21 protein-coding genes are annotated in these 22156 nt (G+C 59.8%); 8 read left to right on the forward strand and 13 right to left on the reverse strand.

All coding sequences use genetic code 11. The features are described from left to right. Positions 1-34: 34 nt before the first annotated feature. Both ptsP and AC3IUE_RS30850 read right to left on the reverse strand, forming a co-directional pair. Positions 35-2314, reverse strand: a complete 2280-nt coding sequence (ptsP, locus tag AC3IUE_RS30845) for a phosphoenolpyruvate--protein phosphotransferase (protein WP_056738869.1) — start codon at positions 2312-2314, stop codon at positions 35-37. 22 nt (positions 2315-2336) lie between these two features. After that, complete coding sequence (locus tag AC3IUE_RS30850; RefSeq protein WP_008150514.1) at positions 2337-2816, reverse strand: RNA pyrophosphohydrolase; 480 nt, start codon at positions 2814-2816, stop codon at positions 2337-2339. A 143-nt stretch (positions 2817-2959) separates the two neighbouring features. Between AC3IUE_RS30850 and AC3IUE_RS30855 the strand changes: the two genes are divergently transcribed. Next, the gene (locus AC3IUE_RS30855) at positions 2960-3616 is read left to right on the forward strand and encodes a histidinol-phosphatase (protein WP_489264577.1); all 657 of its coding nucleotides are present in this window, start codon (positions 2960-2962) and stop codon (positions 3614-3616) included. Positions 3617-3736: 120 nt separating this feature from the next. Here AC3IUE_RS30855 and AC3IUE_RS30860 read toward each other — a convergent pair whose 3' ends face one another. Together AC3IUE_RS30860 and ilvA are read right to left on the reverse strand one after the other, a co-directional pair. Beyond that, positions 3737-4165, reverse strand: a complete 429-nt coding sequence (locus AC3IUE_RS30860) for a DUF2269 domain-containing protein (protein ID WP_489264578.1) — start codon at positions 4163-4165, stop codon at positions 3737-3739. Positions 4166-4204: 39 nt separating this feature from the next. Further along, complete coding sequence (gene ilvA / locus AC3IUE_RS30865) at positions 4205-5719, reverse strand: threonine ammonia-lyase, biosynthetic (protein ID WP_056738863.1); 1515 nt, start codon at positions 5717-5719, stop codon at positions 4205-4207. Between the two features lie 147 nt (positions 5720-5866). Here ilvA and rpiA point away from each other — a divergent pair, with 147 nt between their 5' ends. Then, positions 5867-6541: a ribose-5-phosphate isomerase RpiA gene (gene rpiA / locus AC3IUE_RS30870; RefSeq protein ID WP_111448403.1), complete on the forward strand. Its 675-nt coding sequence runs from the start codon at positions 5867-5869 to the stop codon at positions 6539-6541. A 157-nt stretch (positions 6542-6698) separates the two neighbouring features. Here rpiA and AC3IUE_RS30875 read toward each other — a convergent pair whose 3' ends face one another. The 4 genes from AC3IUE_RS30875 to AC3IUE_RS30890 form a co-directional block, all read right to left on the reverse strand. Beyond that, entirely contained in the window at positions 6699-7616 is a 918-nt protein-coding gene (locus AC3IUE_RS30875) for an SdiA-regulated domain-containing protein (protein WP_489264579.1), read from the reverse strand. A 7-nt stretch (positions 7617-7623) separates the two neighbouring features. Continuing rightward, positions 7624-8553, reverse strand: coding sequence for an SdiA-regulated domain-containing protein (locus AC3IUE_RS30880; protein ID WP_489264580.1), 930 nt, complete (start codon positions 8551-8553; stop codon positions 7624-7626). Positions 8554-8811: 258 nt separating this feature from the next. Next, positions 8812-9477 carry a fumarylacetoacetate hydrolase family protein gene (locus AC3IUE_RS30885; protein ID WP_046053735.1) on the reverse strand — a complete coding sequence of 222 codons (666 nt, stop codon included), beginning with the start codon at positions 9475-9477 and terminating at the stop codon, positions 8812-8814. A 37-nt stretch (positions 9478-9514) separates the two neighbouring features. Then, positions 9515-10909: an FAD-binding oxidoreductase gene (locus AC3IUE_RS30890; protein ID WP_150659043.1), complete on the reverse strand. Its 1395-nt coding sequence runs from the start codon at positions 10907-10909 to the stop codon at positions 9515-9517. Between the two features lie 204 nt (positions 10910-11113). On the opposite strand from AC3IUE_RS30890, the gene serA reads away from it, so the two are divergent. Further along, a complete protein-coding gene (gene serA / locus AC3IUE_RS30895) occupies positions 11114-12343 on the forward strand; it encodes a phosphoglycerate dehydrogenase (protein WP_056738853.1) in 1230 nt (409 codons plus the stop codon). Positions 12344-12417: 74 nt separating this feature from the next. Here the strand turns inward: serA and AC3IUE_RS30900 are convergent, their stop codons facing one another. Continuing rightward, positions 12418-12843: a DUF4399 domain-containing protein gene (locus AC3IUE_RS30900; RefSeq protein WP_056738851.1), complete on the reverse strand. Its 426-nt coding sequence runs from the start codon at positions 12841-12843 to the stop codon at positions 12418-12420. 135 nt (positions 12844-12978) lie between these two features. Between AC3IUE_RS30900 and AC3IUE_RS30905 the strand changes: the two genes are divergently transcribed. Next, entirely contained in the window at positions 12979-13563 is a 585-nt protein-coding gene (locus tag AC3IUE_RS30905) for a transporter substrate-binding domain-containing protein (protein WP_489264581.1), read from the forward strand. A gap of 196 nt (positions 13564-13759) precedes the next feature. On the opposite strand, the gene AC3IUE_RS30910 is transcribed toward AC3IUE_RS30905, so the two are convergent. Together AC3IUE_RS30910 and AC3IUE_RS30915 are read right to left on the reverse strand one after the other, a co-directional pair. Beyond that, positions 13760-14245 carry a 2-thiouracil desulfurase family protein gene (locus AC3IUE_RS30910; RefSeq protein ID WP_489264582.1) on the reverse strand — a complete coding sequence of 162 codons (486 nt, stop codon included), beginning with the start codon at positions 14243-14245 and terminating at the stop codon, positions 13760-13762. Positions 14246-14247: 2 nt separating this feature from the next. Then, positions 14248-14880, reverse strand: a complete 633-nt coding sequence (locus AC3IUE_RS30915) for a 2OG-Fe(II) oxygenase (RefSeq protein ID WP_462000150.1) — start codon at positions 14878-14880, stop codon at positions 14248-14250. Positions 14881-14988: 108 nt separating this feature from the next. On the opposite strand from AC3IUE_RS30915, the gene AC3IUE_RS30920 reads away from it, so the two are divergent. Beyond that, on the forward strand, positions 14989-15741 hold the full coding sequence (locus AC3IUE_RS30920; RefSeq protein WP_095127028.1) for a DUF2059 domain-containing protein: 753 nt from the start codon (positions 14989-14991) through the stop codon (positions 15739-15741). 120 nt (positions 15742-15861) lie between these two features. Here AC3IUE_RS30920 and bipL read toward each other — a convergent pair whose 3' ends face one another. Then, entirely contained in the window at positions 15862-16809 is a 948-nt protein-coding gene (gene bipL / locus AC3IUE_RS30925; RefSeq protein WP_489264583.1) for a phospholipase BipL, read from the reverse strand. A 97-nt stretch (positions 16810-16906) separates the two neighbouring features. Here bipL and AC3IUE_RS30930 point away from each other — a divergent pair, with 97 nt between their 5' ends. Both AC3IUE_RS30930 and AC3IUE_RS30935 read left to right on the forward strand, forming a co-directional pair. Further along, positions 16907-17488 (forward strand): DUF6436 domain-containing protein, encoded by a 582-nt coding sequence (locus tag AC3IUE_RS30930; protein WP_489264584.1) that lies wholly within the window; start codon positions 16907-16909, stop codon positions 17486-17488. 108 nt (positions 17489-17596) lie between these two features. Next, entirely contained in the window at positions 17597-20008 is a 2412-nt protein-coding gene (locus AC3IUE_RS30935; RefSeq protein ID WP_489264585.1) for a penicillin acylase family protein, read from the forward strand. 135 nt (positions 20009-20143) lie between these two features. Here the strand turns inward: AC3IUE_RS30935 and AC3IUE_RS30940 are convergent, their stop codons facing one another. Continuing rightward, positions 20144-21109: a GlxA family transcriptional regulator gene (locus tag AC3IUE_RS30940; RefSeq protein WP_489264586.1), complete on the reverse strand. Its 966-nt coding sequence runs from the start codon at positions 21107-21109 to the stop codon at positions 20144-20146. A gap of 374 nt (positions 21110-21483) precedes the next feature. Between AC3IUE_RS30940 and AC3IUE_RS30945 the strand changes: the two genes are divergently transcribed. Continuing rightward, positions 21484-22125, forward strand: a complete 642-nt coding sequence (locus AC3IUE_RS30945; protein WP_046045159.1) for an HD domain-containing protein — start codon at positions 21484-21486, stop codon at positions 22123-22125. Positions 22126-22156 lie beyond the last annotated feature (31 nt).

Below are 22156 nucleotides of genomic sequence, written 5' to 3' on the forward strand. Positions count from 1 at the left end.
GAGCGAGCTTGCTCGCGATGAGGCCATCAGCATTTTAGAGAGTTTTAGCCGAAGCCGGATTAATCATCCGCGCCAACCCAAGGTTCTTCAGCGCCAGTTGCAGCGAGCTGTGGATAACTTGCGGGTTGTCGATGGTCATCAGTTCGGCGAGCAATTCCTTGGCCTTGCTCAGGTTGATCTGACGCAACATCCACTTCACTTTCGGCAAGTTGGTGGCGTTCATCGACAGGCTGTCGAAGCCCATCGCCATCAACAGCACCGCCGCCGCCGGGTCACCGGCCATTTCACCGCAGATACTCACTGGCTTGCCTTCGGCATGAGCATCACGCACCACGCTCTGAAGGGCTTGCAGCACCGCTGGGTGCAGGTAGTCGTAGAGGTCGGCTACTCGCGGGTTGTTTCGATCTACAGCCAGCAGGTACTGGGTCAGGTCGTTGGAACCGACCGACAGGAAGTCCACTTGCCGCGCCAGTTCCTTGGTCTGATAAACCGCCGCCGGAATTTCGATCATCACGCCGATCGGCGGCATAGGCACGTCGCAGCCTTCGTCGCGGACTTCGCCCCAGGCCCGGTGAATCAAGTGCAGGGCTTCTTCCAGCTCGTGGGTGCCGGAGATCATCGGCAGCAGAATCCGCAGGTTGTTCAAGCCTTCGCTGGCCTTGAGCATGGCGCGGGTCTGCACCAGGAAGATTTCCGGGTGGTCGAGCGTGACGCGAATACCGCGCCAGCCGAGGAACGGGTTGTCTTCCTTGATCGGGAAGTACGACAGCGACTTGTCACCGCCGATGTCCAGGCTACGCATGGTCACCGGTTGCGGGTGGAACGCGGCGAGCTGCTCGCGATAAATCGCCAACTGCTCTTTTTCACTCGGGAAGCGCTGGTTGATCATGAACGGCACTTCGGTGCGGTACAGACCGACACCCTCAGCGCCACGCTTCTGCGCCCGCGCCACGTCCGCCAGCAAGCCGGTGTTGACCCACAGCGGCATGCGGTGACCATCGAGGGTCACGCACGGCAAGTCCCGCAGTGCATCCAGCCCGAGGGCCAGTTGCTTCTCTTCCTCGACCACTTCGGCGAACTGCTTGCGCAGCACTTCGCTCGGGTTGGTGTAGACCTCGCCGTGGTAGCCGTCGACGATCATCTGGATGCCGTCGACCTTGGAATACGGCAGGTCGACCAGGCCCATCACCGTCGGGATACCCATGGCTCGCGCCAGGATCGCCACGTGGGAGTTGCCGGAACCGAGTACCGAGACCAGACCGACCAGCTTGCCTTCCGGCACCTCGCCGAGCATCGCCGGCGTCAGTTCTTCGCTGATCAGGATGGTGTTGTCGGGGTAGACCAGGGTCTGCTGACGCTCTTCCTGCAGATAAGCCAGCAAGCGCCGGCCAAGGTCTTTGACGTCGGAAGCGCGCTCACGCAGATAGGCGTCGTCCATCAATTCGAAACGGTTGACGTGTTCGGTGACCACCTGACGCAACGCGCCCTGGGCCCACTGACCGGTCTTGATCACGGTGGTGATTTCGCTGCCCAGCGAGGCATCGTCGAGCATCATCAAGTAGACATCGAACAGCGCGCGCTCTTCCGGGCGCAACTGGTTCGCCAGCTTGGCCGACAAGGCGCGCATGTCGGCGCGCACGCCTTCGATGGCGGTCTTGAACAACCCAAGTTCGGCGGTGATGTCGGTGATGGTTTTGTCGGGCACCACATCCAGATCGGCCGGCGGCAACATGACCACCGCAGTACCGACCGCCGCACCCGGCGAACCCGGTACGCCGATGAACTTGGCTTCCTGAATGCCCTTGCCCTGACGGCCCAGGCCCCGGATCGAACCGGTGGCTTCGGCGTGGGCGATAACGCCGGCGAGCTGTGCGCTCATGGTCACGAGGAAGGCTTCTTCACCTTCATCGAACTGGCGACGTTCCTTTTGCTGAATGACCAACACGCCGACGACGCGACGGTGGTGAATGATCGGCGCCCCGAGGAATGAGGCGTAGCGCTCTTCACCGGTCTCGGCGAAGTAGCGGTAGCGCGGGTGATCCGCGGCGTTTTCGAGGTTCAGGGGTTCTTCACGCGTGCCGACCAGGCCGACCAGACCTTCGTTGGGTGCCATGCTGACTTTGCCGATCGAGCGCTTGTTCAAGCCCTCGGTGGCCATCAGCACGAAGCGGTTGGTCTCTGGGTCAAGCAAGTAGACCGAGCAGACCTGGCTGCCCATGGCCTCTTTGACGCGCAACACAATAATCCCCAACGCCGCCTTGAGATCCTTGGCGGAGTTAACTTCCTGGACGATCTTGCGCAGCGTATTGAGCATGGCTCGGGGTCGAACTCCGTCGTCAGTCGCGCGATAAAAGGCGCGGGGCAAGCTCTTTGAGAGCGCGTCGATACACTTCGCGCTTGAATGTCACCACCTGGCCCAACGGATACCAATAACTGACCCAGCGCCAGCCATCGAATTCCGGTTTACCGGTCAAATCCATCCGCACCCGCTGCTCGTTGGAGACCAGGCGCAGGAGAAACCATTTCTGTTTCTGGCCGATGCACAGCGGTTGGCTGTGCGTCCTGACCAGACGTTGCGGCAAACGATAGCGCAACCAGCCCCGGGTGCAGGCGAGAATTTCAACATCTTCGCGCTCAAGCCCCACTTCTTCGTTCAACTCGCGGTACAAGGCGTCTTCCGGCGTCTCCTGGGGGTTGATCCCTCCCTGTGGAAACTGCCAGGCATCTTGATTGATACGGCGAGCCCATAGCACCTGTCCGGCATCATTCGTGAGAATGATCCCGACATTGGGGCGGAAACCATCGGGGTCGATCACGGCAACAACCTCGCAAACGCATGTCGCCGCATTGTTCCACAAAGGTTGTGATAGCAGCAACGAGCCGGTCTACCTTATGTGCACTCTTGTGAAAAGTCCGTATTCTGGACGCCTTTCTACAGACTTTTCAGCGAGTAACTGCAATGCGGCTGGCTTTATTCGACTTGGACAACACGCTCTTGGGCGGTGACAGTGACCACGCCTGGGGTGATTACCTGTGCGAACGCGGCTTCCTCGACGCCGTCGCCTACAAGGCACGCAACGACGAGTTCTATCAGGATTACCTGGCCGGCAAGCTGGATAACGATGCTTACCTGAACTTCTGCCTGGAAGTCCTCGGCCGCACCGAGATGGCCACGTTGGATCAATGGCACCAGGATTACATGCGCGATTGCATTGAGCCGATCGTGTTGCCCAAGGGTCTCGAACTGCTGGCCAAGCACCGCGAGGCGGGTGACAAACTGGTGATCATCACCGCCACCAACCGTTTTGTTACCGGGCCGATTGCCCAGCGCCTGGGCGTCGAAACCCTGATCGCCACGGAATGTGAAATGGTTGATGGCCGCTACACCGGGCGCAGCACCGACGTCCCGTGCTTCCGTGAAGGCAAGGTGACGCGGTTGAATCGTTGGCTGGAAGAAACCGGGTATTCGTTGGAGGGCAGCTATTTCTACAGCGACTCGATGAATGATTTTCCGCTGCTGGAGCGAGTGACGCATCCGATCGCTGTCGATCCGGACCCGAATCTACGCGCTGAAGCCGAGAAGCGTGGCTGGCCGGTGATTACTCTGCGCGACTGACATCGCCATCGCGAGCAAGCTCGCTCCCACAGGTTTCTCTGGTGTTCACAAAATCTGTGTTCACCGAAAATCCCTGTGGGAGCGAGCTTGCTCGCGATTGGGTCAACTCGGTTTCAAGTCTTAAACAGGCTTGGCACCCATCAACCCGGCAATAGCGATAAAGCAGACAAAACTGAACAACGCCAAGGCAAAGGTGAATTTCCCATTACCCGCTGCCGGAGCCTTACGCAGCCGATTCAGCCGCACCAGCAACCAGAACCAGCCCAACGCCGCGATGGTGTAAAGCACACTGGAAGCCAGCAACCAGGTCTGCCCCAGCGGCCAGCCCACCAGATGCACCATCCACCAGCCGGTAAACGGCATGCTCAGCAGCGCCAGTCCCATCACCAGCCAGATAAACACCCGCGGGCGTTGTAATGTGCGCGCGTGAGCCGTTGCATCACCGTTACTGCGTGTACGCCAGACCCAGATCGCCAGTCCCAGTGCGCTGACCAGCAGCAACACCGTCGCCACCATATGAGCGACTTTCAGGGCGGTTAACGTTTCCATTGTTCGATTTCCTTATGGCCTGGCCATCAGCGTAGCCGCTCAGCCGAGAAACAGCTGATAGGCCGGGTTGTCGCTTTCGTCCCAATACGGGTAGCCGATTTCTTCCAGCGCTGCGGGCACCAGATGACGTTCATCGTGAGGCACTTGCAGCCCCGCGACCACACGACCATCCGCTGCGCCATGGTTGCGGTAGTGGAACATCGAGATGTTCCAGCGCCCGCCGAGCTTGTTGAGGAAGTTGAACAGCGCACCCGGACGCTCCGGGAATTCGAAGCGCAGAATCACTTCATCAACCACATGAGCCGCACGGCCGCCGACCATGTGGCGGATGTGCAACTTGGCCAACTCATTGTCGGTCAGGTCGAGCACCGGGAAACCTTGTCCCGTCAGACTGGCCAGCAGCGCACTGCGCGGATCGTTTTCCGGGTGCGTCTGCACGCCAACAAAGATGTGCGCCTCGCTGCCAGTGTTGTAGCGGTAGTTGAATTCGGTGATCTGGCGCTTGCCGATGGCTTCACAGAACGCCTTGAAGCTGCCCGGTTTCTCGGGGATGGTCACGGCAATGATGGCTTCACGGCCCTCGCCCAGTTCGGCGCGCTCGGCGACGTGGCGTAGGCGGTCGAAGTTGACGTTGGCGCCGGAGTCGATGGCTACAAAGGTGTGACCGGTGACACCACGTTGCTCGACGTATTTCTTGATCCCGGCCACGCCCAAGGCGCCGGCAGGCTCAGTGATCGAGCGGGTATCGTCGTAGATGTCCTTGATCGCCGCGCAGATTTCATCGGTGCTGACGGTGATCACTTCATCGACATAGTCTTTGCAGATATCGAAGGTGTGCTGACCAATCTGCGCTACTGCGACGCCATCGGCGAAGAGGCCCACGGTCGGCAGGATCACACGCTCGCCAGCGGCCATGGCGGCTTGCAGGCAATTGGAATCGTCCGGCTCGACGCCGATGATTTTGATTTCAGGTCGCAAGTACTTCACGTACGCCGCGATCCCGGCGATCAATCCGCCACCGCCCACCGGGACGAAGATCGCGTCCAGACGGCCAGGGTGCTGGCGCAGAATCTCCATCGCCACCGTGCCCTGCCCGGCAATGGTGTGGGGATCGTCGTAAGGGTGGATGTAGACGTAGCCTTTTTCGTCGACCAGTTTCAGCGAGTAAGCCAGGGCTTCCGGGAACGAATCCCCGTGCAGCACCACTTTGCCGCCACGGGAACGCACGCCTTCGACTTTGATTTCCGGGGTGGTCTTGGGCATCACGATGGTCGCTTTCACGCCCAACACCTTCGCCGCCAGGGCCAGGCCTTGCGCGTGGTTGCCCGCCGACGCAGTGACGACACCGCGAGCGCGCTCTTCATCGGAAAGCTGCGTGAGCTTGTTGTAGGCACCGCGAATCTTGAACGAGAACACCGGCTGCAAGTCTTCGCGCTTGAGCCAAATATTGTTGCCCAGCCGCTCGGAGAGCTGGCGGGCAGTCTGCAATGGGGTTTCTACGGCAACGTCATAAACGCGCGAGGTGAGGATCTTTTTGACGTACTGTTCGAGCATCGGAAAGCATCACTGAGCGGGTTGGGCAGGGCCAAGGAGTCTAACCCGGCTTTTGCCTAAGCGACCACACGAATCAAGAGGTTTTAGCCCGGCATGGGGCTATAATGCCGACCTTTCCGTTCTCCCCTTGCCCGCTTCGGAGCCCGCATGACCCAGGATCAACTCAAACAGGCAGTGGCTCAGGCCGCCGTCGACTTCATCCTTCCGAAACTCGACGACAAGAGCATCGTCGGGGTCGGCACCGGCTCCACCGCCAACTGCTTCATCGATGCACTGGCCAAGCACAAAGGCGCGTTCGACGGCGCGGTCGCCAGTTCCGAAGCCACCGCTGCCCGCCTCAAGGGCCACGGCATTCCGGTGTATGAGCTGAACACTGTCAGCGACCTGGAGTTCTACGTCGACGGCGCCGATGAAAGCGACGAGCACCTGAACCTGATCAAGGGCGGCGGCGCAGCCCTGACCCGCGAGAAGATTGTGGCGGCCGTGGCCAAGACCTTCATCTGCATCGCCGACGCCAGCAAACTGGTACCGGTACTCGGCGCGTTCCCGCTGCCGGTGGAAGTGATCCCGATGGCCCGCAGCCACGTGGCCCGCGAACTGGTGAAGCTTGGCGGCGACCCGGTTTACCGTGAAGGCGTGCTGACCGATAACGGCAACATCATCCTCGACGTGTTCAACATGCAGATCACCAACCCGGTGGAGCTGGAGACGCAAATCAACGCCATCGTCGGCGTGGTCACCAACGGTTTGTTCGCGGCACGTCCGGCGGATTTGCTGCTGCTGGGCACCAGCGAAGGCGTGAAAACCCTGCGCGCCCAGTAAGCCCAACACGGATTTGTGATTGGAATTGATTCCCCTGTGGGAGCGAGCTTGCTCCGGGCGGCGTTCCGACGATGAGGCCATGTCAGTCGACAGAGATGTTGAATGACAAACCGATATCGCGAGCAGGCTCGCTCCCACAGTTGTTTTGTGGTGCCTGTTAGGGTTGTGCTGGTTTTTTGAAGACGTAGAACAGGTTCGGCTCGCTCACCAGGTACATCGTACCGTCGTCATCCATGGCGATCCCTTCCGCTTGTGGCACCGTCTTCTGCAACCCCTGACGCCCCTTGTTCAGTGACAGGGTGCTCAGCGGTCGCCCGTCCACATCGAGTTCCAGAATCAGCCGCGACTCATCCGACAACGCCAACAGATGGCCGCTGCGCTCGTCGTATTGCAGGCTGGACAGGTCTCGCACGAACATCCCGGCATCGCGCTTGGGGTTGTTCACTACGTGCACCGCGTAGGATTTTTCCGGGTTGTAATGCGGAAAGCCGTGCACTTCGTAGATCAGCATCGGGTCGCGTTCCTTGGCGACAAACAACCGCTTGCCCACCGAGTCGTAAGCCAGGCCTTCGAAGCCCTTGTTGCCGCTCATGTGCACGCCAAGGGTCATCTGCTCGGCATCCGCTGCGTCGAGGAACGTTGTGTCGTTCTCCAGATGAATCTTGATCAGCCGTTGCTGACGCTCGTCAGCGATCACGTAAGTGTCGGCGCTGATGAATTCCACGGCTTCCGGATAGCCAAACCCGACCAGCGCAATGCGTCGAACAATCTGGCCGTCCAGCGACAGTTCGATCAGCTCCGAGTTTTTGTTGGTGACGGTGAACAGGCTTTTGCGCACCGGATCGAAGGTCAGCGCCGAGACATCGTCGTCCAGCCCAACAATGACTCGCGCCTCGACCGCTACCTGGTACTGATCCAGAGCGATGGACTGACCGTTTGTTGGCTGCCAAAGCGTGTACAGATTGAACCAGGCGCGCTCGAACAGGCGCAGGTACTGGCCAGCCGCAACCAGCGCGATCAACGCTATGACCGACAGGATCAGAATCAGGGGTTTGGGACGGGCAAGTCGACGCATTCAGGCCTTATTTCTGTTTTTCGAAGCGATAAAACAGGTTCGGCTCGCTCACCATGTACAGCGTACCCGCCTCGTCCATCGTCACGCCTTCGGCGCGAGGAATGGTCTTCTTCAAACCATTGAAGCCGCCCAGCAAGGTCATGAAGCTGACCTGCTCGCCCTTCTCGTCCAGCTCCAGCAGCAAGTGGGAATCGGCAGACAGCACCAGGGTATGGCCAGTGCGCGGGTCGATGGCCAGCGCCGAGAGGTTGCGTATGTCCAGTTCATCACTGGTGAGTTTTTGCTTGTCGCCCTTCAGGATCTGGCTGCCATCGCTTTTCCAGCTAAACAGTGCTGGCGGACGCTCTTCACCCAGCAGGATTTGCTGATTGCGCGAATCCCAGACGATGGCTTCGAAGGCCTTGTTCTGATCTTTCGAAGGGCCGAGGTCGTATTTCGGGAAGTCGGCGATGTTCAGCTCGCGGGTATCGGCATCGACCTTGACGATGGAGAGCATGTGTTCGCGCTCATCGACAATGGCCAGTAGACCATTGCCCATCACGGTCACCCCTTCCGGGTTGCTCCAGCCCACCAGCGGCATCTTGCGCAGCACGTCGCCCTGCAGGGTCAGCTCGACGAGGAACGGGTTCTTGCCCATCACCGAGAACAGGGTTTTTGACTGAGGATCGTAAGCCAGGTCCGACGCTTCGTCCTTTTCCATGCCCGGCAGCAGCTTGGCGTCGATCACTGCCCGGTAATCCGGTAGCCAGACACTGGCCTGACGTTCGGCGGGGCTTTCGAAACGCTCGCGCAACCAGAGCACGCCACGGTCATCCCAATGCATGGCAAACGCAACGCCGTACGCGATGGCTGCCACCAGCAAAAGCCAGGAATACCAACGCATGACAAAGCGCGAGCGGCGGGCAGTTTTAAGCTTGGGCAGTGGTTGGGTGACCATCGAGGGATGCGTTCCAGAAATTCAGGCTAAGGGTAATAGCACAATTGGGACCGGCTAAGACGCCGCAAGTCCCGGAATTATCCGGACAAGATGTGAAAAAAACGGGAAATGGCGGGAAAGCCCTTCTGCGGCCGAGCACAAAAACCAATGTGGGAGCGAGCCTGCTCGCGATGAGGCCAGTACATCCAACAATGATGTTGAATGACAGACCGCTATCGCGAGCAGGCTCGCTCCCACAGTTTTTTTGCGGTGTTGCGACTAGCGGACGCTGCTGGTGAAGCTGCTGGCGCCTGGCAATTCAATCACCAGTTCGTCACCGACATTCAGCGGGCCAACGCCAACCGGCGTCCCCGTCAGGATCACGTCACCGGCCTGCAGCGAGAAGCAGCCGGCCATGTGCTGGATCATCGGCACGATCGGGTTGAGCATCGCGCTGCTGTTGCCATCCTGGCGCACTTCGCCGTTGATGGTCAGGCGGATGCCGATGTCGGTCAGGTCAGCGAACGTGCTGCCGGACACGAATGGCGCAATCACCGCCGCACCGTCGAAGGACTTGGCGATTTCCCACGGCAGGCCCTTGGCTTTCAGCTCGGCCTGCTTGTCGCGCAGGGTCAGGTCCAGGGCCGGAGCGAAACCGGAGATAGCATCGAGCACTTCTTCACGGCTCGGCTTGGTCGACAAAGGCTTGCCGATCAACACCGCGATTTCCGCTTCGTAATGCACCGAGCCACGTTCGGTCGGAATGCTGAAACCACCTTCCAGCGGCACTACGCAACTGCCCGGCTTAATGAACAGCAGCGGTTCTGTAGGCACCGGGTTGTCCAGTTCCTTGGCGTGTTCGGCGTAGTTACGGCCGATGCACACCACTTTCCCCAACGGGAAGTGAATACGCGTACCGTCGACATACTGGTGCTGATAGCTCATTGACCGACTCCTGTTCCGTAGCGCTTAAATTCAAAAGTCAAACAGCGAAAATTTTGCCCGGGTTCATGATGCCGTTCGGATCGAACACCGCTTTGACCGCTTTCATGTACTCGATCTCAACCGGCGAGCGGCTGTAGGTCAAGTAGTCACGCTTGGTCATGCCCACGCCATGTTCGGCGGAAATCGAGCCGTTGTACTTCTCAACGGTTTCGAACACCCACTTGTTGACGGTCGCGCACTTGGCGAAGAACTCATCCTTGCTCAGGTTTTCTGGCTTGAGGATGTTCAAGTGCAGGTTGCCGTCGCCGATGTGGCCGAACCAGACGATTTCGAAATCCGGGTAGTGTTCGCCGACGATCGCGTCGATTTCCTTCAGGAACGCCGGGACTTTCGACACAGTGACCGAAATGTCGTTCTTGTACGGCGTCCAGTGGGAAATGGTCTCGGAGATGTATTCGCGCAGCTTCCAGAGGTTCTGCAGCTGGGTTTCGCTCTGACTCATCACGCCGTCCAGCACCCAGCCCTGCTCGACGCAGTGCTCGAAGGTTTCCAGGGCGTGGTTGGCCACTTCTTCGGTGGTCGCTTCGAATTCCAGCAGCGCGTAGAACGGGCAATCTGTTTCGAATGGCGCGGGTACGTCGCCCCGGCCCATGACCTTGGCCAAGGCTTTATCGGAGAAAAATTCGAAGGCGGTCAGGTCGAGTTTGCTCTGGAACGCGTGCAGTACCGGCATGATCGAGTCGAAATCGGTAGTGCCGAGGACCATCGCGGTGAGGTTTTTCGGGGCACGGTCCAGACGCATGGTCGCTTCGACCACGAAGCCAAGGGTGCCTTCAGCGCCAATAAACAGCTGACGCAGGTCGTAACCGGTGGCGTTCTTGATCAGGTCTTTGTTCAATTCCAGCAAATCGCCCTTGCCGGTGACGACTTTCATGCCGGCCACCCAATTACGGGTCATGCCGTAGCGAATCACCTTGATCCCGCCGGCATTGGTGCCGATATTGCCGCCAATTTGGCTGGAACCTGCCGAAGCAAAGTCCACCGGGTAGTACAGGCCTTTTTCTTCGGCGACGTTCTGCAAGTGTTCGGTGACCACGCCCGGCTGGCAGACCGCGGTGCGGTCGGTCATGTTCACGTCAAGGATCTGGTTCATGTAGTCGAAGGACACAACGACTTCGCCATTGGCAGCCACGGCAGCGGCGGACAGCCCGGTGCGACCGCCGGACGGTACCAGCGCAATGTTGTGCTCATTGGCCCAACGGACAATGGCCTGGACTTGCTCGGTGGTCTTGGGGAACACGATGGCGGTCGGGGCCGGGGCGAAATGCTTGGTCCAATCCTTACCGTAAGCATTCAGGGAGTCGGCATCGGTCAGCACCTTGCCAGGCTCAACCAGGGTCTTCAGCTCTTCAATCAGGGCAGGATTGGTCATCGACAGAACTCTCGAACAATTCATGGTCATCCTGAGAACGCTTCACGTCGCAGGAATGAGTGTTTAGCGGGGTGCATATGCTAGCATACCGACCCCGCAGGATAGTGCCCAACGGCTATTCTGTGGCGACGGCCTTCTTGCCGTCCGGGTCAGCATCTGTTGACCATTTCCTGCCATTTTTCTCCGGGATACAGGTTTACGCAGATGAGCAAGACTTCTCTCGATAAGAGCAAGATCAAGTTCCTTCTTCTCGAAGGCGTCCACCAATCGGCTGTCGACGTCCTCAAGTCGGCGGGCTACACCAGCATCGAGTACCTCACAGGTTCTCTGCCGGAAGCCCAGCTGAAGGAAAAGATCGCTGATGCGCACTTCATCGGCATTCGCTCGCGCACTCAACTGACCGAAGAGATCTTCGATCACGCGAAGAAACTGGTCGCTGTCGGCTGTTTCTGCATCGGCACCAACCAGGTTGACCTTAATGCTGCCCGCGAACGCGGCATCGCAGTGTTCAACGCTCCGTACTCCAACACTCGCTCCGTTGCCGAGCTGGTGCTGGCCGAAGCGATCCTGTTGCTGCGCGGCATCCCTGAGAAGAACGCTTCCTGCCACCGTGGCGGCTGGATCAAGAGCGCGGCCAACTCCTTCGAAATCCGTGGCAAGAAGCTCGGCATCGTCGGTTACGGCTCGATCGGCACTCAACTGTCGGTCCTGGCTGAAGGCCTGGGCATGCAGGTGTACTTCTACGACACCGTGACCAAGCTGCCATTGGGCAACGCGACTCAGGTCGGTAACCTGACCGAGCTGCTGGGCATGTCCGACATCGTCACCCTGCACGTTCCGGAAACCGCTGCGACCCAGTGGATGATCGGCGAGAAAGAAATCCGTGCGATCAAGAAGGGCGGCATCCTGATCAACGCGGCTCGCGGCACTGTAGTTGAACTGCAAGCGCTGGCGGACGCGATCAAGGACAAGCACCTGATCGGCGCGGCCATCGACGTATTCCCGGTAGAGCCTCGCTCCAACGAAGAAGAGTTCGAAAGCCCGCTGCGTGGCCTGGACAACGTGATCCTGACCCCGCACATCGGCGGCTCCACCGCTGAAGCGCAAGCCAACATCGGTCTGGAAGTGGCTGAAAAACTGGTCAAGTACAGCGACAACGGTACCTCGGTATCGTCGGTGAACTTCCCGGAAGTGGCCCTGCCGGCTCACCCTGGCAAGCACCGTCTGCTGCACATCCACGAGAACATTCCGGGTGTGATGAGCGAGATCAACAAGGTCTTCGCCGAAAACGGTATCAACATTTCCGGTCAGTTCCTGCAGACCAACGAGAAAGTCGGCTACGTCGTGATCGACGTCGACGCCGATTACTCGGAAATTGCCCAAGAGAAGCTGCAGCACATCAACGGCACCATTCGTTGCCGCGTGTTGTTCTGATAGCAACTTGAGTGACAAAAAAGGAGCCCTTGGGGGCTCCTTTTTCATGGGCGCGGTTCTTTATTCCGAGCAGGTTACTTAACGTTGACGGTGATTTTCTCCGACACGATCGGCGGATCGAACGGCATGTGGCCGCTATCGCCCAGTTCCAGCTGCAAGGTGTGTTTACCCGGCGTCAGCTTTACTTCAGCCTGGGTCTGCGCCTTGCCGAAATGCAGGTGATTGGCATCGTTGGGGATCGGCGCACCGGCGGCCGGCAGTTGATCGACATCGATCAGCAAGTGGTGATGGCCGGTGTTCTTGGTGACATCGCCCGCTGGCGCCAGCGCAATGTTCTCGACAGCGAACTTGACGACGACGGTTTGCGGAACCGTGGCTCCATCCGCAGGAGAAACGATGGACACTTCTGCACCTTTGGGAGCCGGGGTAGCAGCCGTTGCCAGCATCGAAGCCCCCATCAACAGGCCAGCCAATGCTGCTCGTGACATAAAGGTTTTCATTCTCTTCTCCAGTTTTTCCGTAAAATCCGTGTGGCCATGACAACTTCACGGCCATTCGTTGTCGAAGGCACACGACAACCATAGCAAAGCGAGCCTGAACCAGAGCATCGCGATAATGAATTCAAAGGAGTGACCATGCGTTTTCTGCCTGGCCTGATCTGCCTGCTACCCCTTCTGAGCCCTTTGGCTCATGCCGAAATGATTGACGATGTAAACGACCGTGGCGAATTGCGTATTGCCCTTGAGGCTAATACACCGCCCTTCAATTTCAAGGACGATGGCCAACTTTCGGGCTTCGAAGTCGAGTTGGGTCAACTGCTGGCCAACGAGCTGGATGTGCGGGCCGACTTCGTCGTTACCGATTCCGACGACCTGTTGAACGGTGTCGAAAGCGGTAAATACGACATCGCCATCAACCACATAGCAGTGACCCCGGACCTCAAGGATCGTTTCGACTTCAGCGAACCTTACATTCACACCAACGCGCAATTGATCGCGCAGAAGGAAGAGCCTCGTTCGATTCTGCTGGTGCAGTCGTTGACTGAAGAGAAGCCAAAAGACAGCTCGCCGGTTAGCCTGGCGATTCCGTTTCAGAAGGGTAACCCGGCGTTTCATGCCAGCCTGGAGAATGCATTGCAGCGGATCAAGGCGGATGGGCGATTGGAGGCACTGGAACAGAAGTGGTTGGGGGCGGATACGAGTGTGGCGCCCAAGCCTTAAGAATTTTGTCGTTCTTTAGATCCAGCCCCTCACCCTAACCCTCTCCCCAGGGGGCGAGGGGACTGACCGAGGTGTTCTTAGAGCTACATCGACCTGAGAAACCGAGTCGAACTCAGGTTTTGAAAAGCATGAAGATCGGCTCCCTTTCCCCCTCTCCCCTCTGGGGAGAGGGCTGGGGTGAGGGGTCGCTCTTGAATCAGTCCAGAGAATTCAAAGCCACCGTGACTTGCGGCAACTCCAGCTCACTGAAAACCTGAACGCCATGGCGCCTGAGCAACGCCGCCGTCACTCCCTCGCCACTCACCTTCACACCACTGAACGTCCCGTCATACGTCAACAGATTCCCGCAAGACGGGCTGTTGGCCTTGAGCACGGCAATGCGGATGCCGTGCTTTTGCACCAGTTCCAACGCCTGATAAGCCCCCGAGAGAAACTCGGCGCTGACGTCCTCGCCCTCGGTGGTGATCACTGAGGTGTGGCCATCAAGCACTTCACCACCCTGCCCGCCCGGAATCTCTGCCGCTGCCCGTGGCGTCGGCAAGCCACCGGCAACTTCTGGACACAACGGCACCACCCGACCTTCATCAAGCCACTGCTGAAGCTGATCGAACGGCCCACTGGCCCCGCCGTCATAACGTACGCGGTGGCCCAGCAGACAGCGGCTTACCAGAATTTTCTGCATGGTCAGAACGGCTCGTTGCCACGCCGCCGGAACCAGCCGGTCAACGACAGGCGATCCCGGGTCGCGGGCAGGACTTCGTGGGGTACTTCACCCGACAGGAACACCACCAGGCATCCGCCGGTGGGCACCACTTCATGTTCGACGCTTTCATCCAGGTACATGCGCAACTGGCCGCCGTGCTCTGGCAGCCAGGCGTCATTGAGATAGACCACCGCCGACACCATGCGCCGGTCGTCGTCGCGAAAACGGTCGACATGCTTGAGGTAGAACGCGCCGGGCGGGTACAGCGCGAAATGGCTTTCGAAATCTTCCAGGCCCAGAAACAAACCGCGATTCATCGCCTCGCGCAAGCTGTCCATCAAATCCAGATAGCTGTCGCACGCCAACGCCTGGCCGGGCTCGATCCACTGGATATGGTCGCCGCGAATCCCCTCGCGAATCTCGGATGTCGACCCGCGTCCCACGGCAGCCGGGGCCAATTCGCCCTCGGCAGCACGTTTGCGGCACTCAGCCGCCAGTTCCCGGGTCAGACCCAGAGGAAGGAAAATATTCTGCTGCGACCAGCCGTGTTCGGCCAGGTCATCGACGATACGTAACAGCAGCGGGTGATCAGAGGGTATTCGCATGCCGCGCATAGTATTCCTGTGCCTGAAAATCCGACAGAGCCGCGCAGCGGGTTGATACGAATTCTCGACAAGGACGAATGCCACACGGAGAATAGTCGCCTGCTGACAGGAGTCCCTATGCGCCGTTTGCTTTTTTCACTGTTGATGTTCTGTGTATTGCCCGCGTGGGCAGACGGCCACGACCAGTTGTACAAGGTCGCCGGTTGGCCAGAACAACGCGCGCATTTCAACGACGCTCTTTCGGCCGCTCAGCAGCGGTACCAGAACAGCCTGCCGCCGGCAGTGTTCCAGGCGCTGGTGAATAACAGCAATCAGCGCTTTGCCCCCCAGGCCGTCGACCAGCGCGCCGAAGCGCAATTACGCAAGACCCTCGCCGACCCGAAACCCGCGCTGACGTTCTTTCAGTCACCCTTGGGCAAGAAAATCGTGGCCGCCGAATTGCTCGCGACCCGTCGCGATCAGCTGGCAAAAAACGCCAAGGGTTTACCCAAGATCCAGGCCAGCGACAGCCGCATGCTGATCATCGGCCATCTGGCCCAGGCCCTGCCCGCTCGCGAGGCTGGTGCTGAAGTCAGCCTGGCGATTGCCGGTGTCGCGGCTGACAGCCTCAGTTCGATGATCCCCGGCTTGCTCGGCGGTGGTCAGGCTCAAGGCATGTTGAACGGTCAGCGTCAGCGCTTGATGGACCAGATCGGCAGCGACCTGAACAACACGCTGTTGTATGTCTATCGCGACCTGTCGGATGAAGAACTGGAAGAGTTTGCGACCTTCGCCGAGTCCACCGAGGGCAAGGCTTATTACCAGGCAGCGTTGGCGGCGATTCGCGCGGGGCTGGCGGTGGGGCAGGATACGCCGAGCCTCACCCAATAATCTTCGGTGCCTGATAGATCGCCATCGCGAGCAAGCTCGCTCCCACAGGTGACCGAGTCGTTCAAACCAGCGCGAACTACTGTGGGAGCGAGCTTGCTCGCGATGGGGCCATGACAGCCGCTAAAGATTCCGCCCCTTGATCCGCTTCGTCAAAAACCCGAAATACTCCCGTCGCAACGCCAGCGTCTCATTCGCCAGGTGATGCCGCGCCTCAGGCAACATCAACACCTGCGGCCGATCGAACTTGCCCCGTAATACTTCAAGGTTATGCTCCCAATCCACGGTCATGTCCGCCTGCCCCTGCACAATCAGCGGTCGCCGCATGCTGTACGGTGCGGCTTCAATGCGTTTGATCCAGCGCGCCAGCGCACCGACCCAGGCGGTCGGCAAACGGAGCGGCTGCAACGGATCGGCTTGCAGGAAGGGCAGAAAATCCGGGTCGTTGGAGTTCTCGCTGAAGCGCCGGGCGATGGCTTTGACGAAAGGCTTGAGCAGGTAATAGCTGAGTTGCGACCAGCCCCAGGCCCGCGGCCTCACCAACGGCGACAGCAGAATGACCTGGCCCTGGGCCGGACTGCTGGCGCCCTGATTGAGCACATGATCGATCACGATCGCGCCGCCAGTGCTTTGCCCGCACAGGTGCCACGGCTGCGGTAGATCGAGGGATTGTGCTTCGGTGAACAACCCTTGCAGCGTGTCCTGATACTCAGTGAAATCCTTGATGCTGGCCCGTTCGCCACTGGACAACCCGTGTCCCGGCAGGTCGCAGGCAATCACCGCAAAATCCTGATCCAGCGCCCACTCGATTACATGCCGGTAAAGCCCGGTGTGATCGTAAAAACCATGGAACAAAAACAGCGTCGCCTTCGCCCGCTCGGGCCACCAGACCTGGCTGACCACTTCATAACCATCGACCGCGAAACGCCCAAGGCCACTGCGCACGTTACGCCCCGCAAAATCCAGCCCGTAGAAACGCTGGTAAGCCAGCGCTTCTACCGACAGCGGCTGCCAGTCGGCCAGCGGCCGCAGGCTGGCACGCAGATGATCGGAGTCGAAAGTGGCAGACATGAGCAATTCCAGAACGCGAAACGGACTTTATAGGCCTGCGATATTCATCTGTTGGGGCAAGCATGGCAAGCTAGCGCACCTTCGAGGACTGAAATCCATGCGCTCGCCCTACCGCGCCACACTGCTTGCCAGCCTGCTCGCCCTCGTGTGTGCCGGCGTGCTGTGGGCTGCTTACGACTGGTTTGAGGGGCGCTACCTGCGAGCGTTCAGCGAGCACACCGCGGTGTTCTCCGGCGACCCGCTGCGCCTGCCCGACAATCTCGCCGGCCCCGGAGCCATCCGCCTCGTGCACTTCTGGGACCCGGCCTGCCCGTGCAACGTCGGTAACCAACAACACCTGAGCGAACTGGTAGAGCACTATGCACCGCAAGGCGTGGAGTTTTATGCGGTACAAAAGCCGGGCAGCCACGGGCAGTTACCGAGCACCTTAAGCAACCTGAAAAGCATCGCCGTCCTGCCAGGCTCCGAACAGATCCCCGCCAGCCCGGCCGTGGCGATCTGGGATCGCAGCGGCAAACTGGCGTATTTCGGCCCGTACAGCGAAGGCCTGACCTGCAATTCGAACAACAGCTTTATTGAACCGATTCTGCAAGCGTTGAGCGAAGGCCGCGCGGTGAATGCCACGCACACACTGGCCGTGGGTTGTTACTGCCCGTGGCCTGTCGACGCAGTGAAGTAAGGCTGACAGGAGACGCGAATCCCTCCTAAGTGCGATGGCCATGTCGGCAAGCCGTGTTAAACAGTGGCGCCAGGGAACTGCAGCCACTGATAACAACAAGGAATCACCATGAAACGTAGCCTGACCGTTCTCGCCCTGCTGATTGTTGCGCTCGCCGCAGGTGCAGGTTGGTACGTCTACAGCAAGCAGCCGTCACGCCAGGGAATGGTGGAGCTGCAACACCTGCAAGGTTCGGTCACCGTGCGCTACGACGAGCGCGGCATCCCGCACATCCGCGCCGAGAACGAAACCGACCTGTACCGCGCCCTCGGGTACGTGCACGCCCAGGACCGGCTGTTTCAGATGGAAGTCCTGCGTCGCCTCGCCCGCGGCGAGCTGGCCGAGGTACTGGGCCCGAAACTGCTCGACACCGACAAGCTGATGCGCAGCCTGCGCATTCGCGAACGCGCCGACACCTACCTGGCGAACATGGACAAACAGTCGCCGGCCTTTATCGCCATGCAAGCCTATCTGGATGGCATCAACCAGTATCAGGACAGTCATCCAAAACCTGCGGAGTTTGATGTACTGGGCATCCCCAAGCGCCCGTTCACCGCTCTGGACACCATCAGCATCACCGGTTACATGGCCTACAGTTTTGCCGCAGCGTTTCGCACCGAACCGTTGCTGACCTACGTGCGCGATCAGTTGGGCGCCAACTACCTGAACGTCTTCGATCTCGACTGGCAGCCCAAGGGCGTGCTGGCGAAAAACCGCAGCGGTGCCTTGCCGCCCCTCGCCAGTACCGACTGGAAAGACCTCAACGCCCTCGCCCGACTCAGCGAACAGGCACTGGCCGACAACGGCTTACCGCAGTTCGAGGGCAGCAACGCCTGGGCCGTCTCCGGCAGTCGGACCAAAAGTGGTAAACCGCTGTTGGCCGGTGACCCGCATATCCGTTTTTCCGCGCCGTCGGTGTGGTATGAAGCGCAGCTCTCGGCGCCGGGTTTTGAGCTCTACGGCCACTATCAGGCATTGATGCCGTTCGCCTCCCTCGGGATGAACCGCGACTTCGGCTGGAGCATCACCATGTTCCAGAACGACGACCTCGATCTGATTGCCGAAAAGGTCAATCCGGACAATCCCAATCAGGTCTGGTATCGCGGCAAGTGGGTGGACATGGTGACCAGCGAACAGCAGATCGCGGTCAAGGGCCAGGCACCGGTGACACTGGTGCTGCGCCAGTCGCCGCACGGGCCGATCGTCAACGATGCGCTGGGCAACGGCGTCGGCAAAACGCCAATCGCCATGTGGTGGGGTTTTCTCGAAAGCCAGAATCCGATCCTTGAGGGCTTCTACCAGCTCAACCGCGCCGACACCCTGGCCAAGGCGCGCAGTGCCTCCGCAAAGGTTCAGGCGCCGGGCCTGAACATCGTCTGGGCCAACGCCAAGGGCGACATCGGCTGGTGGGCAGCGGCACAACTGCCAAAACGTCCGGCGGGTGTGCGTCCGGGGTTCATTCTCGACGGCAGCACCGCCGACGCGGACAAGGAAGGTTTCTACCCGTTCAGCGCCAACCCACAGGAAGAGAATCCGGCACGCGGCTACATCGTCTCGGCCAACTTCCAGCCCGTGTCGCCGACCGGCATGGAGATTCCCGGTTACTACAACCTGGCCGATCGAGGTCAGCAGCTCAATCGCCAGCTCAGCGACAAAACCATCAAGTGGGATCTGGACGCCAGCCAGAAGCTGCAACTGGGCACCACCACCGCTTACGGCCCGCGCCTGTTGGCGCCGTTGTTGCCGGTACTGCGTGAGGTGGTGAGCGATCCCGCCGAACTCAAACTGGTTGAGCAACTGGCCCAATGGAAAGGCGACTACCCGCTCGACTCCACCAGTGCCACGCTGTTCAACCAGTTCCTGTTCAACCTGGCTGACGCGACGATGCACGATGAACTGGGCAATGATTTCTTCGAGACGTTGCTGTCGACCCGGGTGATTGATGCCGCACTGCCTCGCCTGGCCGCGACGGCCGATTCACCGTGGTGGGACAACCGCAACACCCTCGGCAAGGAAACCCGCGCCGATACAGTCAAGGTGGCCTGGCAGGCGAGCATTGCTCATCTCAAAACCACCCTCGGCGCCGATTTCGCGCAATGGCAGTGGGGCAAGGCGCACACGCTGACGCATGGCCATCCGCTGGGGCAGCAAAAGCCGCTGGACCGTATCTTCAATGTCGGCCCGTTCGCGGCACCCGGTACTCACGAAGTACCGAACAACCTCTCTGCGAAAATCGGTCCGGCGCCTTGGCCAGTGACTTATGGTCCGTCGACCCGCCGCTTGATCGACTTCGCCGACCCGACCCACAGCCTGACCGTCAACCCGGTCGGCCAGAGCGGCGTGCCGTTCGACAGCCACTATGACGACCAGGCTGAGGCGTATATCGAAGGGATCTACTACCAGGCGCATCTCAACGACGAAGAAGTCACGGCCAACACCCGCAGCACGTTGAAGCTGTTGCCGGCGCGTGCGGTTCAATAGATTTTTGTTGCCTAGGCGGCCGTCTTCGCGAGCAAGCTCGCTCCCACAGTTGACCGAGTTGTCCAGACAGACACGGTTCAATGTGGGAGCGAGCTTGCTCGCGATGAGGTCCTGACAGACGACAAAAATCCCAGCTCAAACCATCGCCGCAAAGTTCAGCCTGAACTGCTGCGGCGTCACCCCCAGCCTGCGGTTGAACACACTGCGCATGTGCTGGGCATCGCGAAATCCGCACTGATAGGCCACGGTCTTCAGCGGCGAGTGGGTGCTTTCAAGCAGCACCCGCGCCGCATCCACCCTGGCCCGCTCGACGAATTCCGCCGGGGTGACTTTCGCCTCTTTGGCAAACACCCGGGAAAAGTTGCGTGCGCTCATGTTGGCGGCGTTGGCCAGGTCGGCAATTGCCAGATCACCCGTCAGGTTGGCCAACACGTAGAGCTGCACCAACGCCACGGCCGAAGTGGGCTCGGCGTGTGGCGTGAGGAATGGGCTGAATTGAGACTGCCCGCCCGAGCGCTGAGTGAACACCACCAGCCGCTTTGCCACGCTCAATGCGACTTCCGGCCCGTGATCCCTGGCCAGCAAGTACAGCGACAGATCAATCCCCGCCGTGACACCCGCCGAGGTGTAGAGCTCGCCGTCCTCCACGTAAAGGCGATCCGCCTCGACCTGAGTCGACGGGCACAACTGCGCCAATGCCGTGGCGTCGCCCCAGTGGGTGGTCACCGTTCGCCCTTCCAGCAATCCGGCCCGGGCGAGCATGAACGCGCCGTTGCAGATCGAACCAAAGCGTTGCGCCTGCGCGCAGGCATCGCGCAGCCAGGCATCGAATGCCGCACCGAAATCCATGAACGGCAACTGCGGCCCACCGGCCACCAGCAGCAAGTCATAGGCCTCCAGCGCTTCGGTGAAGTGCCGATGGGCATTGAGTGACAAACCGTTGGAACACGCCATCACCCCGCGCTCGACGCCGATCACCTCCAGTCGATAGTGATCTGCCGGCTCAAGGAAACGATTGGCTTCGCAAAACACATCCATGGGACCGGTGACGTCCAGGGACTGAACGCCTGCGAACACCACGATGGCAACGGTTCTACTCATGGCAAGATTCGCCTTCCAGGTATTGAAATGAAAGTCGGCCACCACACGATCTGTAGCAGCTGCCGAGCCCGCGAGGCTGCGTTCGGCTGCGAAGCAGTCGTAAACCCTGCGCACGCGATTCACCTGAAAGACCGCAGTGCCTGATTTCACGACTGCTGCGCAGCCGAACGCAGCCTCGCGGGCTCGGCAGCTGCTACAGGGCATGCGTGCAACCTGGATTCAACCCTAGCCAATCCGCGCCCAACAAGCGAGGTTGGCGCGATATGCATGCTCATTGGCCGGGATCGCAGCCATGGATCGATTGTCCGGTTTCGGAGGGGCGGACAGACTGAACCCATCAGCGCCGCCACGGCGTTCCCCACGAGGACAGCACCATGAGCAGCACCATCGCCGGTATCAAAATCCCCGACAGCGCGTTGGCCAAGGCCACCACAGAATACATTCGTGACGTCGAATCAGACCTGTTGTACCACCACTCGCGCCGGGTGTTTCTGTTCGGTGCCTTGAGCGGTGAACGCAAGCAACTGGCCTACAACCCCGAACTGTTGTACGTCGGCGCGATGTTCCATGACTTGGGTCTGGTGGAAGGTCATCGCACTGACGACGAGCGCTTCGAAGTCGATAGTGCCAACGCTGCCAAAGCGTTCCTCAAGCCCTACGGCTTGTCCGACGACGATATCGAGCAAGTGTGGTTGTCGATTGCGCTGCACACCACACCGGGCGTGCCGCAACACCTGCGGCCTAACGTGGCGCTGGTCACCGCTGGTGTCGAAATGGATGTGCTGGGCATTGATTACGCAGCGTTCCCCAGCGCGCAACGCGAAGAAGTGGTGCATGCCCACCCGCGTGGTGAAGGGTTCAAGGAATGCATCCTGTGTGCGTTCGCCAATGGCTTCAAACACAAGCCGGACACCACTTTCGGCACCGTAAACGCGGATGTGCTGGTCGACAGCGAGCCGGGTTTCAAGCCGATGAACTTCGTCGAGATCATCCGCAAATCACCTTGGGTGGCATAAGCAAAATGTGGGAGCGAGCTTGCTCGCGATA

This window comes from Pseudomonas sp. GL_093 (genome assembly GCF_057837605.1).